We start from the raw sequence: 13,305 nt of genomic DNA, 5'->3' as shown, positions 1-13,305 counted from the left end.
ATCAGAATCTCTATTCTTCCTGTGTAAATACGCCGAAAACGGCTGGATAACCGCGCACACCTATGGCTGTATGTACATGACCGAACAAGAGGACAAGGAGAAAGTCATGAACAACGGCAAGACCACGATGGAGCAGCTGCAGATGGCGACCGACAGCTACGGCACGGTGATCACCTACGGAGACTTCGTCCTCGCCTCGGCATACCGGCACCTGGGCAAAGGCCGGATCGGAAACGACGCCCGCGTCTACAAGCTCGCCGAGCAGCCCATCGGCGGCTGGGGACCGGACGTTCGCAGTTTCATTGAATGCGAACTTACCCTGGTCGCCGAGGCTGACGAACTGTTCGAAGACGCCGGCCACGCCATCGCCTGGGCGCTTGCCCACACCAACTAACCAGCACAGGAAGGAGCCTGAAGGGTGTGATGCGCACTCTCGACACCTACACGCCGACCCGATTCATGGCCACAGGCTCACGCTACGACAAGCGTAAAGCAGACTTCGCGGTCGCGTTCATCCAAGCCCTGAAACACACCAAAGGCCGCTGGTCAGGACAGCCCTTCCAGCTCATCGACTGGCAAGAGCAAATCATCCGCGACCTGTTCGGCACCGTCAAAGAAGACGGCTACCGCCAATTCACCACCGCCTACGTCGAGATACCCAAAAAGATGGGCAAAAGTGAGCTCGCCGCCGCAGTCGCGCTCCTGCTCACCTGCGAGGATGGTGAAGAACGCGCCGAAGTCTATGGGTGCGCGGCAGACCGCCAGCAAGCCTCGATCGTGTTTGAGGTCGCAGCGGACATGATCCGCATGAGCCCCGCCTTGTCCAAGCGTGTCAAGATTCTTGCCTCGCAGAAGCGGATCATCTACAAACCCACCAACTCCTTCTACCAAGTCCTGAGTGCAGAGGCGTATTCGAAGCACGGGTTCAACATTTCTGGTGTCGTCTTCGACGAACTGCACACCCAACCGGGCCGTGCCTTGTTCGACGTGATGACCAAGGGTTCGGGTGACGCGCGCACCCAGCCGCTATATTTTCTGATCACGACGGCTGGTACCGATACGCATTCGATTTGTTATGAGCAGCATGAGAAAGCTGAAGACATCCTCGCAGGCAAGAAACATGACCCGACGTTCTACCCGGTGATTTACGGGGCTGACCGCGAAGATGACTGGACCGACGAAGCAGTGTGGCATAAGGCTAATCCGAGCTTGGGGATCACGGTTCCGATCGAGAAGGTTCGCCAAGCCTGCACGAGCGCGAAACAAAACCCAGCCGAAGAAAACACCTTCCGACAACTTCGCCTCAACCAATGGGTCAAACAAAGTGTGCGGTGGATGCCCATGCACGTCTGGAACGCTAACAACGCACCTGTTGACCTTTCCGACCTTGAGGGCCGCGTGTGTTACGGCGGGCTGGATCTTGCGTCGACGACGGATATCACGGCGTTCGTGCTCGTCTTCCCACCCGAAACCGGTGACGAGCGGTATGTGATTGCGCCATGGTTCTGGATACCCGAAGAAAACCTCACACTCCGCGTTAACCGTGACCACGTGCCCTACGACCTGTGGCAACAACAAGGCTTTCTACAGACCACGGAAGGCAACGTCGTCCACTACGGCGCAATCGAAACCTTCATCGAAACCCTTGGTGAGCGGTTTGATATTCGTGAGATTGCGTTCGACAGGTGGGGTGCTGTGCAAATGAGTCAAAACCTCGAAGGTCTCGGTTTCACCGTGGTCCCCTTCGGGCAGGGCTTTAAGGATATGAGCCCACCGTCGAAGGAGCTGATGAAGCTCGCACTCGAAGGTCGCCTGGCTCATGGTGGGCACCCAGTCCTGTCGTGGATGGTCGACAACATTCACATTCGCACCGACCCAGCGGGCAACATCAAGCCGGATAAGCAGAAGTCCACGGAGAAGATCGACGGCGTCGTCGCCACGATCATGGCCCTCGACCGAGCTATCCGAAACGGCAGCGGGCACGTCAGCGGCAGTGTTTATGACGAACGCGGCCTACTCGTACTGTGAGCACGCGCATGGATGAACGCGCCGATGCCTGTGCCGATCAGTCCCAAGATCGAGTAGGCGACGCCGTAGATGAGGGCTGAATCGTTGTAGTACACGAACAGTGTGGTCAAGAACCCTGCGAACGGAGCCAGTAGCCACCACCAGCCGAACCCGTGGCGTGCCCCATCGATAACGCTCAAAACGATGGTGAGTAGTGGAAACGCGAGGAAGAGCAACGCGATGAACCACTTGGCGTTGGGATCGCCCAGCCTGCTAATCCACATGGAAATGAGCGGCAACAACCAAAATGCCACTAGCAGAACACTCATCAGTGCCCACGACTGTTTTGAGGGCGCTTTCATATTCCAATTCTACATGTGAAAGGACACCGCATGGGTTTCCTGAATTGGCTGCGTGGCGACACCACCCGCCCCGCCGACGATCACGCGATTAGCTCGGGCTATAGCTTCTTCTTCGGCGGCACCACCTCGGGCCGTCCGGTGACAGAACGCTCGGCGATGCAAATGACTGCCGTCTATAGTTGCGTGCGCATCCTCGCTGAAGCTATCGCGGGGTTGCCGTTGCATGTTTACCGGCAGAGCAGTGATGGTGCGAAGGTGAAGGCGCTCGACCATCCGCTCTACAGGTTGTTGCATGATGAGCCGAATCCAGAGATGACGAGCTTCGTGTTCCGAGAAACGTTGATGACTCACTTGCTGTTGTGGGGTAATGCGTTTGCGCAAGTGATCCGCAACGGCCGTGATGAGGTTATTGGCTTGTATCCGCTTATGCCCAACCGGATGACCGTAGGTAGAGATGAGGCTGGGCGGCTGTATTACGAGTATCAGCGCATGTGGAACGAACCAACAGGAAGGTTCGAAACCGTCACCCTGGCTGCGCGCGATGTGCTCCATATTCCAGGGCTGGGCTTTGATGGGCTGGTTGGTTATAGCCCGATTGCTATGGCGAAGAACGCCATCGGCTTGGCGCAGGCTACCGAAGACTACGGCGCATCGTTTTTTGCTAATGGTGCGGCTCCGGGTGGCGTGTTGGAGCATCCGGGCACGATCAAGGATCCAGCTCGGGTTCGGGAGTCGTGGCAGGCGACGTTCGGTGGCGCGAGGAACGGGAACAAGATCGCCGTCCTTGAGGAGGGCATGAAGTACACGCCGATCTCAGTGTCTCCTGAACAGGCGCAGTTCTTGGAGACCCGTAAGTTTCAGATCAATGAGATCGCCCGCATTTTCCGTATCCCGCCGCACATGATCGGTGACCTCGAAAAGAGCTCATTTTCGAACATTGAGCAGCAGAGTCTCGAGTTTGTGAAGTACACGCTTGATCCGTGGGTGATCCGCTGGGAACAAGCCATCACCAAAACACTCCTCAGTCCGTGTGAAAAACCTGGCGTGTATGTGAAGTTCAACGTTGAAGGTCTGCTGCGCGGGGACTACCAGTCACGCATGGAGGGATACGCGGTGGCTCGGCAGAACGGGTGGATGAGCGCTAACGATATACGCGAGCTAGAAAACCTCGACAAGATTCCTGCTGAGGCTGGCGGGGATCTCTACCTGGTAAACGGCAACATGCTCCCACTCAGTCTTGCAGGGGCATACGCGCAGACAACCGAGTCTGAACCGAAGCCTGAACCGGCTGAGGAACCTACGAGTGAATCTTCTGTAAGGAGGAGGATATGAGACGTTTTTGGAACTGGCTCACACCCGAGCCACGCAACACTGACCCGGACGCAGGTAGTGTCCGGGTTTTACGCATTAGCGGCACAATCGCTGAAGAATCCTGGTTCGATGACGACATCACACCCGCCATCTTCGCCAATGAACTCAACGCGGGTAGCGGGCCGGTGACGATCTGGCTCAACAGCCCCGGAGGGGACGTGGTTGCTGCCGCACAGATCTACAACATGCTCATCGACTACCCAGGCACAGTCACCGTCAACATCGACGGGATCGCCGCATCCGCCGCGTCCGTGATCGCCATGGCAGCCACGAAGGTCGCCATGAGCCCGGTGTCGATGTTGATGATTCACAACCCTGCCACGATGGCGGTCGGGGATAAGGACGAACTCGCACGTGCAATGAACATGCTTGATTCGGTTAAAGAATCGATCCTGAATGCATATCAGGAGAAGACGAACTTGAGCAGGGCGAAGCTGTCCAAGCTCATGGACGCCGAAACGTGGATGGATGCGCGGGCCGCGATCGACATGGGATTTGCCGACGAACTCCTGACAGGTGAACGCAACCCAATGTTTGCGGTCTCGCCTGAGAAGCCCAACGATGACCTGGATGACGATGAGGACAAGGTCGACTCCCCAGACGAACCCGACGACGATGAGAAGCGCCTGCCGTTCCCACCCAAGAACGCAGGACTTGGCACGGTGTTTTCACGCCGAGCAGCCGAGCAAAAACTCGTCGCACATCTGACCGCCACATCACCTCCGAAGCCGATGCGACCACCACACCTCACCACTACACCCGCTGCACCTCTTGGTCGGCGGGTTTGTGATTTGTACGCCGAACTAGCGAACCAACCCCACTGAAAGGACAACTAACCATGACGACCCCTATGACTGTTTCTGATCTTCGTACCAAGCGCGCAGATGTTTGGGAGAAGGCGAAGGCTTTCCTAGATGAGCGCCGCGACACCACAACTGGCTGTCTGTCTGCTGAAGATGATCAGGCTTATGCGAAGATGGAAGCCGAGATCGATCGTCTCACCAATGAGATCGCCCGCTCTGAGCGCGCCCTGCGCCGCGACGCCGACCTCGCACGAGCAACGAACATGCCGCTCACGTCCATGCCGGGTATGAATCCTGATGATGAAGCCAAGCCGACTGCACCGCGCGCGACCGCCTCGTATAAGCGGGCGTTTTGGGACGCGATGCGGCTCAACGTTTCTCCGATGGAAGTCCGCAACGCACTGTCTGAAGGCGTCGATACTGAGGGCGGCTATCTGGTGCCTGATGAGTTCGAACGTACCCTGATCTCCTCACTGGAGGATCAGAACATCATGCGAGGCCTAGCCAAGGTCATTCAAACCACCAGCGGGGATCGGAAAATCCCGGTCGTCTCTACGCATGGCACTGCCGGGTGGCTCGATGAGGGCAAGCCGTATACGGAATCTGATGAAGCTTTCACGCAGGTCAATTTGAGTGCGTTTAAGCTCGGCACCTTCCTCAAAATTTCAGAGGAACTCTTGAACGATGCGGCGTTTAATGTCGAGCAGTATTTGGCGGCGGAGTTTGCTCGTCGTATTGGCGCTGCCGAGGAAGAAGCCTTCCTCACCGGGGACGGTAAGGGTAAGCCCACCGGTATTTTCGCAACTTCTGGTGGTGGTGAGAAGGCAGTGACTACGGGCAAGGCGACGGATATTACGGCTGATGAACTCATCGATCTGCACTACGGTTTGCGTGCTCCGTATCGGAAGAACGCGGTGTGGCTGATGAACGACTCGACCGTGAAAACCATCCGCAAGCTCAAGGATGGTAACGGCCAGTATCTGTGGCAGCCAGCCCTGACCGCAGGAACCCCAGACCTTGTCCTTGGCCACCCCGTCCACACGTCCACGTTTGTGCCTGAAATCAAGGCTGGTGCGTCGACGGTTGCTTTCGGTGACTTGTCGTACTACTGGATCGCCGACCGACAAGGCCGCTCGTTCAAGCGGCTCAACGAACTGTTCGCAACCACCGGACAGGTCGGATTCCTCGCATCTCAGCGACTGGACGGCAAGCTCGTCCTACCCGAAGCAGTCAAGCTGCTCACCCAAAAGGCAGGAGCATAACCAGCGGTTCTACACACGGATAGGGGGTGGCCGCACATGGGCACGAACGAACTCATCGATCAAGTGAAGGCGAATCTACTCATCACCTTCGATGACGACGACAGACTGATTGCTGCGCTGATCAATGCGGCCATCTCCTACGCCTGCGCTTTCCAGCACCTGCCCGAAAACCACTACGAGACACGCGACATGTCTGGGGCAACGCGGCAAGGAATTGTCATGCTCGCCTCGCATTTCTACGAGTCTCGTGATGGTTCCACGGCAGGATTCTGGGCCGATAAACCCGATGCGGCGCGGGCGGTATGGAACGCGGTCAACAACCTGCTGCGTCTGGATCGGGATTGGAAGGTGTAGACCAATGGCTTCTCTTGGATCCATGCGCACCACCATCGACCTCATCCAGCCAATGGTTGTGCGTGATAAGGCGGGGTTCACTACCACACGCGATGAAGTGCGAGCAACGGTGCGGGCGCAGATCGAGGTTCGGCATGCATCGGCTGCGTGGGTGAATCGAGCCGCATATACGAAAGCTGACGTCCTCTTCCGCATCCGCACCGTCCCCGGACTATCCGTAACTACGGATATGCAGATCAGCGGACCGGATGGCAGGTATGTGATCGACGCAGTCGAAGTGATCGGCCGTTACGTGGAGATTCTCGCCCACCAGACCACGCCCGAAGGGAGCAACTGATGGCTAGAGTGCAGATTCGCCTGCCGAACGCGTTCATTGATTCCCTCGACGCTGCCAGCCGTGTGCTCGAAACATCTGCTGATGAGGTTCTGCAAGCTGGGGCTGCGGTGGTTGAACCGCGTATGCGAGCCAACCTCACCGGTGCGATCGGACGGGCCACCAAGCAGCCCTCGCGTTCAACCGGGCAACTACTCGCAGCGCTTGGTACAAGCTCGGTGAAAGTAAACAGCCGAGGCGATCACAACATTAAAGTCGGCTTCGCTGAAAATCGCCGTGACGGCAGAGCGAATGCGTTGATCGCCAGCGTCCTCGAACACGGCCGATCCAACCAGTCCGCACGTCCGTTCCTGGCGCCTACACGTTCGCAAACACGGCGTGGTGCGATCGACGCCATGAAAACGGCGCTGATCGCGCGGATTGAGCAGGTGGGGCCATGACCGCATTATTGGAACAACTAACGAACATCGCTGACAAGCTCGGGCTGCCGTTCGAAGTCGGCCTGTATACGGCCACGCCAGCGCCGCAGACGTATCTCGTGGCAACCCCGCTGACAGACATGTTCGACGTGTTCGCAGACAATCAACCCAGTATCGAGGTTGAGGAAGTCCGCCTCGCACTCTTCACCAAAGGAAACTATCTCGACCTGCGTAACCGCATTACTCGCGCACTGCTCGACGCCGGATTAACGATTACTGGTCGTACCTATGTCGGCTTTGAAGCTGATACCGGATTTCACCATTACGCGCTCGATGTGGCGGCAGCGAACTCGTGGGGTTAGGCGGTTTCGTCGTCGAAGAAGTCGTCGTCGATCTCGTAGAGGGTGAACTCGCGGGCCTTATGGACGGCAACCCCGTAAGCGAGCATCAGGCTGGTGAGTTTGATGCCGTCGATGAGGATGATCCTGCCGTGGCGATATCCAGCTGCGGTGCGCTCGGCAGCGGGCTGGAAGCTGGATGTCGTGATGAACACGCCCAGGTTCGCACCGCGTGAATCCAGGGATCCGATGAAGTTGCGAATCTCTGGATCACCGACTTTGTTCGTGTCGGCGTAACGCTTGGCCTGAATGTAGATGTTCGTCAGCCCGAGAGCGTCCTGGCGGATCACACCGTCGATACCTCCGTCACCGGAGCGCCCGACATGCTGTTTCTCACCGTGGGTGCCGCCGTAGCCCATCGCCCACAACACGTCGATCACGGCCTTCTCAAAGAACTCGGGCGAGGCTTCCTGCAGGCGTTTGCGCAGCGCGGTCTCGGTCTGCGCGTTGAAGGTTCGCTCGGCAGCAGCCATCACCTCGACCGGGTTCGCCTCCTCCTTGGCAGTTGACTCCAAGGTATCCGGAACCTCGCGCTTGCGGGCGGCGATTTCTTCCTGGTAGGCCTGCCACACAGGCCACTCGAGCATGTCCTTCTCGGAATACTCCGCCAAAGACCGAGCATCGACGGTGCGCCCGTTGTCTGTAATGCGGTAGTGGCCGCGCTTCGGACGCTCCAACAGACCAGCTTGGGTAAGTCCAGAACACGCCCAGTTGATTCGGTTGACGTACCGGTGCTGACCGGAAGCGATCCTCTCCGCGCGTACATCTGCTGGCAGCTCCATGCGGGCGGCCACCAGTTCGCACACATCGCGCACTGCCCGTTCCTGGCCGTCAGCGAGAACCCGTAACACAACCGGCCGGAACTGATCGATCGTCGGCGTGTTATCGCTAGCCATGGACATCCTCGTCATTCGTATCTACACAAAACCACTTGCTCCTGATCCTACCGGTCAGGGTTTCACCCATAAGAAAGGAACACACTCATGGCCACGATTGGTTTGGACAAGCTCTACTACGCCACCATCACCGAAAACCCCGATACGGGTGAGGAGACCTACGCCAAACCCAAACCCCTCGCGAAAGCGATCTCCGCAGAACTGAGTGTTGAGGTTGCTGAAGCGATCCTGTATGCCGATGACGGGCCGAGTGAGATCGTCAAGGAATTCAAATCCGGAACCCTCACCCTCGGCATCGATGATCTGGGTGGTGAAGCAGCCGCAGCCCTCACTGGGGCGACCGTGGACGCGAACGGCGTCCTCATCTCCGCCTCAGAAGACGGCGGCAGCCCGGTGGCGATTGGTTTCCGCGCAGCACGCTCCACGGGGAAGTATCAGTATTTTTGGCTCTACCGGGTCAAGTTTGCCCTCCCAACAGAAACGCTGGCCACCAAAGCCGACTCGATCACGTTCTCCACCCCGAGCATTGAGGGCACGATTTTGCGCCGTAACAAACCCGATAGTAAGGGGCGTCATCCGTGGAAGGCCGAAGTGCTAGAGGGCGGCACCGGGGTCAAGCCTGAGACGATCACGAACTGGTATGCGCAAGTCTACGAACCCGCCACCAGCTAACGAGCAAGGAGTACCAAGCGATGACCAGCAAGAAGAAAACTGAATCTGTTGTGGAACCAGGACGCTCCGCCACTGTCACCATTGGCGGGGAGGACTACGAGCTCGTGCTCACCACGAAAGCCACCCGCCTGATCGCCGAGCGCTATGGCGGACTCGAACACCTGGGCAACGCCCTCGAAACGTCTGATGATTTGGGCAAGACACTCGGTGAGGTGATTTGGCTGATCACGCTGCTGGCCAACCAATCAGTCCAAATCCACAACCACCGCCACCCAGACGACAAGCGCCCAGAACTGAGCGAGGACGAGGTCGAACTCCTTACCGTGCCTGCTGATCTGGCGGACTATCGTGGCGCGATCGCCGAAGCTCTCCAGCGCGGCACACGCCGAGACATCCTTACCGAGCCAGCCCCAAAAGCATCAGCGGCGGACGGATAGTCGACAACGATCAGGCTGTGTTCACGCGGCTGACGTATATCGGAATGGCCCACCTTCACCTATCACGCGTGGAGGTGGGTCTGACCGTCTTCGGAGAACTCCTCGACCTCGTGGACTGCTGGCGACTCGAAACCGGGCGCGCCGAGCCGTTGCGTCAATGGTTCATCGACGACGTCATCCCGCCAGGGATTTAGGAAAGCTAATCTCGACAAATCCCAGGATGAATGTCGATCTTATGCAGGTGGATAAGCTCCCGAGCCCGCCCGTCGATTGTTTCCCACGGAATGATCTTTCGAATAATGCGGCATCTTGTGCGCGGGCTTTCCCCGCGATTCTTAGATGACAGACTCTCGCTCATTGCTCGACGAATGATCTGGGAGTCAATTTCGAGAGCAGCAGCAAGCCAAATAAGAGCTGCCGGGTTGCCGAGTTTATTGTAGGTCGTCTTTGCATCGAGCCAGGGTGTCTTGACTTCGTAGCCAGGAATTCCACCACGGCACATCCGAGAGAAGAACCACGAAATCATGTGTTCTCGCTGGGATTTCCAGCACCGGTCTTCTTGCCCGTCCTCTGACTCATACTCCACAGCTAGATCAGGATGCGCAGGAAGGAACACGAACAAAGTCGCCAATTCGAGATTTGTAGTTACTGAATTTTTATTTTCCATATCTCATTTTACCAACCTCGACCGCCCGTGAAACTAGCAGTTATTAGGAGAGAAAGCAGATGGCTGACTCCAGTTTTGGTTTGAAGATTGGGCTTGAGGGTGAGCGTGAGTTTAAGCGTGCGATTACGGATATTAACCGTGAGATGCGTGTGCTCGGCAGTGAGATGAAGCTTGTGGCGTCCTCGTTCGATAAGAACGACAAGTCCGCCGAAGCACTCACCGCCCGTAACCAAGTGCTGGGCAAAGAAATCGAGGCCCAGAAAGCCAAGATTGAGACCCTGCGCGCCGCACTCGAAAACTCCGCCACGAGCTTTGGTGAGAACGATTCGCGGACGAAGAATTGGCAGATCCAGCTCAACAACGCAGGCGCTGAGCTCAACCGTCTCGAGAGCGAACTCAAATCGAATAACGACGCCCTGTCCGATTTCGGGGACGAGGCAGACGGTGCGGGCGACGATGCCAAGGGCGCGGCGAAGGACGCAGGACGTCTTGAGGACGCGGTGGATGATCTCGGTGACGAGATGGACACCACTAGCTCCAAGACCCGCATTTTCGGCGACGTGTTGAAAGCCAATCTTGCCTCCGAAGCCATCATCGCCGGGGTCAAGGGTATCGGGCATGCGATCGCCTCGATTGGTCGCGGCATGGCCGGAGCCCTCAAAGAAGGCGTGGAATACAACGCGCGTATGGAGCAATACTCCACGTCGTTTACGACGATGCTTGGCGATCAAGCCAAAGCTCAGAAGCTTGTGAATGATTTGAAGGCCCAGGCGGCGAAGACTCCGTTTGGTATGGAGGACCTCGCGGGCAACATGCAAACCCTCCTGAGCTTCGGAATGAGCCTTGAGGATGCGAAAAAGCACCTGAACGAAATCGGCGACATCTCCCAAGGTGATGCGGTGAAGATGGAGTCGCTAACGCTCGCCTTCGCCCAGATGTCTTCGACTGGCAAGTTGACTGGTCAGGACTTGCTGCAGATGATCAACGCCGGCTTCAACCCGCTCGAAGAGATCTCCCGCAAGACCGGCAAAAGCATTGGTGAGCTCAAGGAGGATATGGCCAAGGGTGCTATTTCGGCTGACATGGTCGCTGACGCATTCGCCAGTGCTACTGCTGAAGGCGGGCGTTTCTACGGGGCCATGGATGCCCAATCCCAAACCTTTTCGGGCCAGTTGGCGACGATGCAGGATGGGGTTGAAAATCTCAAGGGGTTGTTGGCTGGTGGTCTGTCGGAGGCGTTGGCGGGTTCGGTGTTGCCGATGGTCAACGGGTGGATCGACGAACTCACGGCAGCGTTCGAAGAAGGCGGAACACCCGCCCTCATCGACACCCTCGGCACCGTCTTACAGGAAGCTCTCGCATTTATTGCCGAGCAGCTACCGATGGTGGTCGAGACCGGCATGTCCATCCTCACCGCCCTGTTAGAGGGCATCATCGAAGTCCTCCCACAAGTGGCCGAGACAGCGGTGACGCTGATTATCGCGCTGGTCGAGGCAATCATCGAAGCGTTGCCGTCTTTGTTGGAGGCGGCGATTCAGATCATCGCCACCCTCGTCTCTGGGATTGGCGAAGCGCTACCGGAACTGGTTCCTGCGGCGGTGGAGATGCTCATGGCTTTGGTGCAGGGGCTGGTCGATAGCCTGCCATTGCTTCTTGATGCGGCGTTGCAGCTCATCACCGGACTTACCGAAGGCCTCATAGCAGCCATCCCCGTCATCATCGAAGCCCTCCCACAAATCATCACCGGTATAGTGACCTTCCTCGTCGGGGCGATCCCGCAAATCATCGAAGCAGGAATCCAGCTGCTCACCGCATTGATTGGCGCGCTGCCTCAGATCATCACAGCGATTGTGGCGGCTTTGCCCCAGATTATTACCGCGATCGTGGGCGGCGTGGTCGGCGCAATTCCGCAACTCATCCAAGCAGGCATCCAACTCTTGACCGCGTTGGTGCGAAACCTTCCGCAGATCATCTCCACGATCGTCGCCGCAATCCCATCGATTATTTCTGGGATTCTGTCTGCTGTTGGTCAGGGCGTGTGGCAGATGGTGGAGGCGGGCCAGAACCTCGTCTACGGCCTGTGGAATGGCATCCAAGGCTTGGCGGGCTGGTTGTGGAATCGGGTCTCGAACTGGGCAAGCGGGATTTGGGACTCCATCACCGGCTTCTTCGGCATCCACTCACCATCTCGCAAGATGGCGTGGGCAGGACGGATGCTCGTCGAAGGCCTCGCAGGATCCATCCGCACCGACGGCAACAAAGCCGTCACCGCCGCTACTGGTTTAGCTAGGGACACGATAGACGCCTTCGCCGAGCTTGAAGACGGGCTTCATGTGCCGATCGAGACGGTGGCGGATCTGCAGGTACCGGCCGTTGATCTCACCCCACAACCCATAGCTATCAATCGCGATACTAGTGGCGGTGCTGATAGTGAGCGTGTGGATGTCGCGAGCATCGTCGATGCCACAGCAAAGCACATCCTGTCCTCGCTGGACATTAGCGTGACGCTCTCGGATGGGACGCTGGTTGGCAAACTCGCACCTGCTCTCGACAAACAACTCGCGCGCCTTGATCGGCGGCAGACCGTGATGGCAGGAGGCTACTGATCATGTTTGGCTTCACTCTGAACAACACAGTGACTTCCGTATCGCTTGGGCTGCGACTCGTCGCGCCGGTGGCGATTCCCGCTGCTGTCCGTGCGGTGGATGATATTGAGGTCGAAGGAAGAGCAGGTACCCTCACGCGCTTCACGGGCTGGGAGGATACCGAGATCGAGCTTGAGCTCGCCGTTCCTATCCGTGACGGGCTCCACCAGTATCGAAAAGCCGCTCACGAGCTGACGGGCGCTTCGACGATCGCGTTGACTGCCGAGCCTGGTGTTTACCGCAAGGTCAAACACTGCGAAGTGAGCGAACTACGGCGTGAGTTGTCGGGGTGGGGGTTCTTCACCGCGCGCCTGACCTGCCAGCCCTTCAGCTATTTGTCTGAGGGCTTGAAGCCGGTAACGATGTCGGAGTCGGGGACGATCACTAACCCCGGCCTACTCGATGCGGATCCGATCATCACGGTTACTGGTACCGGGGCGTTGTCTTTGACGATCAATGCGCGTGTCTATCACGTGAATTCGCCAGCAGGCTCTATCACGCTCGACAGCGCGCGTCTCGTCGCACACGTATCTGGTCGTGTGCAGACGGATGCGCTCAGTGAAGCATTCCCAACCTTCAAACCTGGGGTCAATCGGATCACGCTCGGTGCGGGTATCTCACAAGTGGCCATTGTGCCGAATTGGCGCAACCCCTAAACCGCTCTCACTCATCTCACTT

At 57.7% G+C, this 13,305-nt stretch carries 16 protein-coding genes; 13 read left to right on the top strand and 3 right to left on the bottom strand.

Features of this window, described 5'->3' with window-relative positions; genetic code table 11:
* Window positions 1–70: 70 nt before the first annotated feature.
* Both EIH22_RS04850 and EIH22_RS04845 read left to right on the top strand, forming a co-directional pair.
* A complete protein-coding gene (locus EIH22_RS04850) occupies window positions 71–394 on the top strand; it encodes an Nmad4 family putative nucleotide modification protein (RefSeq protein ID WP_200829169.1) in 324 nt (107 codons plus the stop codon).
* A 29-nt stretch (window positions 395–423) separates the two neighbouring features.
* Window positions 424–2,028 carry a terminase large subunit gene (locus EIH22_RS04845; RefSeq protein ID WP_124054739.1) on the top strand — a complete coding sequence of 535 codons (1,605 nt, stop codon included), beginning with the start codon at window positions 424–426 and terminating at the stop codon, window positions 2,026–2,028.
* On the opposite strand, the gene EIH22_RS04840 is transcribed toward EIH22_RS04845, so the two are convergent.
* Window positions 1,998–2,369, bottom strand: coding sequence for a DUF2651 family protein (locus tag EIH22_RS04840; RefSeq protein WP_073717225.1), 372 nt, complete (start codon window positions 2,367–2,369; stop codon window positions 1,998–2,000). The genes EIH22_RS04845 and EIH22_RS04840 overlap by 31 nt on opposite strands.
* A 30-nt stretch (window positions 2,370–2,399) precedes the next feature.
* Here EIH22_RS04840 and EIH22_RS04835 point away from each other — a divergent pair, with 30 nt between their 5' ends.
* Genes EIH22_RS04835 through EIH22_RS04805 form a run of 7 tightly spaced genes read left to right on the top strand, consistent with a single transcriptional unit; the run spans window position 2,400 to window position 7,274 of the window.
* Complete coding sequence (locus EIH22_RS04835; RefSeq protein ID WP_124054624.1) at window positions 2,400–3,701, top strand: phage portal protein; 1,302 nt, start codon at window positions 2,400–2,402, stop codon at window positions 3,699–3,701.
* Entirely contained in the window at window positions 3,698–4,564 is an 867-nt protein-coding gene (locus EIH22_RS04830) for a head maturation protease, ClpP-related (RefSeq protein ID WP_073717565.1), read from the top strand. Before EIH22_RS04835 ends, EIH22_RS04830 begins: the two co-directional genes overlap by 4 nt.
* 26 nt (window positions 4,565–4,590) lie before the next feature.
* Window positions 4,591–5,805: a phage major capsid protein gene (locus EIH22_RS04825; RefSeq protein ID WP_407640825.1), complete on the top strand. Its 1,215-nt coding sequence runs from the start codon at window positions 4,591–4,593 to the stop codon at window positions 5,803–5,805.
* A 36-nt stretch (window positions 5,806–5,841) separates the two neighbouring features.
* Window positions 5,842–6,159: a head-tail connector protein gene (locus tag EIH22_RS04820; RefSeq protein WP_073717567.1), complete on the top strand. Its 318-nt coding sequence runs from the start codon at window positions 5,842–5,844 to the stop codon at window positions 6,157–6,159.
* 4 nt (window positions 6,160–6,163) lie between these two features.
* The gene (locus EIH22_RS04815; protein ID WP_073717568.1) at window positions 6,164–6,496 is read left to right on the top strand and encodes a phage head completion protein; all 333 of its coding nucleotides are present in this window, start codon (window positions 6,164–6,166) and stop codon (window positions 6,494–6,496) included.
* A complete protein-coding gene (locus tag EIH22_RS04810) occupies window positions 6,496–6,933 on the top strand; it encodes an HK97-gp10 family putative phage morphogenesis protein (RefSeq protein WP_073717569.1) in 438 nt (145 codons plus the stop codon). Before EIH22_RS04815 ends, EIH22_RS04810 begins: the two co-directional genes overlap by 1 nt.
* Complete coding sequence (locus EIH22_RS04805) at window positions 6,930–7,274, top strand: hypothetical protein (protein ID WP_073717570.1); 345 nt, start codon at window positions 6,930–6,932, stop codon at window positions 7,272–7,274. The genes EIH22_RS04810 and EIH22_RS04805 overlap by 4 nt, the downstream gene beginning before the upstream one ends.
* On the opposite strand, the gene EIH22_RS04800 is transcribed toward EIH22_RS04805, so the two are convergent.
* A complete protein-coding gene (locus EIH22_RS04800) occupies window positions 7,271–8,206 on the bottom strand; it encodes a restriction endonuclease (protein WP_124054623.1) in 936 nt (311 codons plus the stop codon). The genes EIH22_RS04805 and EIH22_RS04800 overlap by 4 nt on opposite strands.
* Before the next feature lie 87 nt (window positions 8,207–8,293).
* Between EIH22_RS04800 and EIH22_RS04795 the strand changes: the two genes are divergently transcribed.
* Both EIH22_RS04795 and EIH22_RS04790 read left to right on the top strand, forming a co-directional pair.
* Window positions 8,294–8,878, top strand: coding sequence for a major tail protein (locus tag EIH22_RS04795; RefSeq protein ID WP_124054622.1), 585 nt, complete (start codon window positions 8,294–8,296; stop codon window positions 8,876–8,878).
* Window positions 8,879–8,898: 20 nt separating this feature from the next.
* On the top strand, window positions 8,899–9,315 hold the full coding sequence (locus EIH22_RS04790) for a hypothetical protein (protein ID WP_124054621.1): 417 nt from the start codon (window positions 8,899–8,901) through the stop codon (window positions 9,313–9,315).
* 199 nt (window positions 9,316–9,514) lie between these two features.
* Here the strand turns inward: EIH22_RS04790 and EIH22_RS04785 are convergent, their stop codons facing one another.
* Window positions 9,515–9,982, bottom strand: coding sequence for a hypothetical protein (locus EIH22_RS04785; RefSeq protein WP_124054620.1), 468 nt, complete (start codon window positions 9,980–9,982; stop codon window positions 9,515–9,517).
* A gap of 59 nt (window positions 9,983–10,041) precedes the next feature.
* Here EIH22_RS04785 and EIH22_RS04780 point away from each other — a divergent pair, with 59 nt between their 5' ends.
* Together EIH22_RS04780 and EIH22_RS04775 are read left to right on the top strand one after the other, a co-directional pair.
* Window positions 10,042–12,588 carry a phage tail protein gene (locus tag EIH22_RS04780; RefSeq protein ID WP_124054619.1) on the top strand — a complete coding sequence of 849 codons (2,547 nt, stop codon included), beginning with the start codon at window positions 10,042–10,044 and terminating at the stop codon, window positions 12,586–12,588.
* Window positions 12,589–12,590: 2 nt separating this feature from the next.
* On the top strand, window positions 12,591–13,283 hold the full coding sequence (locus tag EIH22_RS04775; RefSeq protein WP_004007213.1) for a hypothetical protein: 693 nt from the start codon (window positions 12,591–12,593) through the stop codon (window positions 13,281–13,283).
* Window positions 13,284–13,305: the final 22 nt, after the last annotated feature.

The organism is Arcanobacterium ihumii (assembly GCF_900604515.1).
Taxonomy (GTDB): domain Bacteria; phylum Actinomycetota; class Actinomycetes; order Actinomycetales; family Actinomycetaceae; genus Arcanobacterium_A; species Arcanobacterium_A ihumii.
Note: the sequence above shows the minus strand (reverse complement) of the source record. Positions and strands in the feature narration are given on the sequence as shown.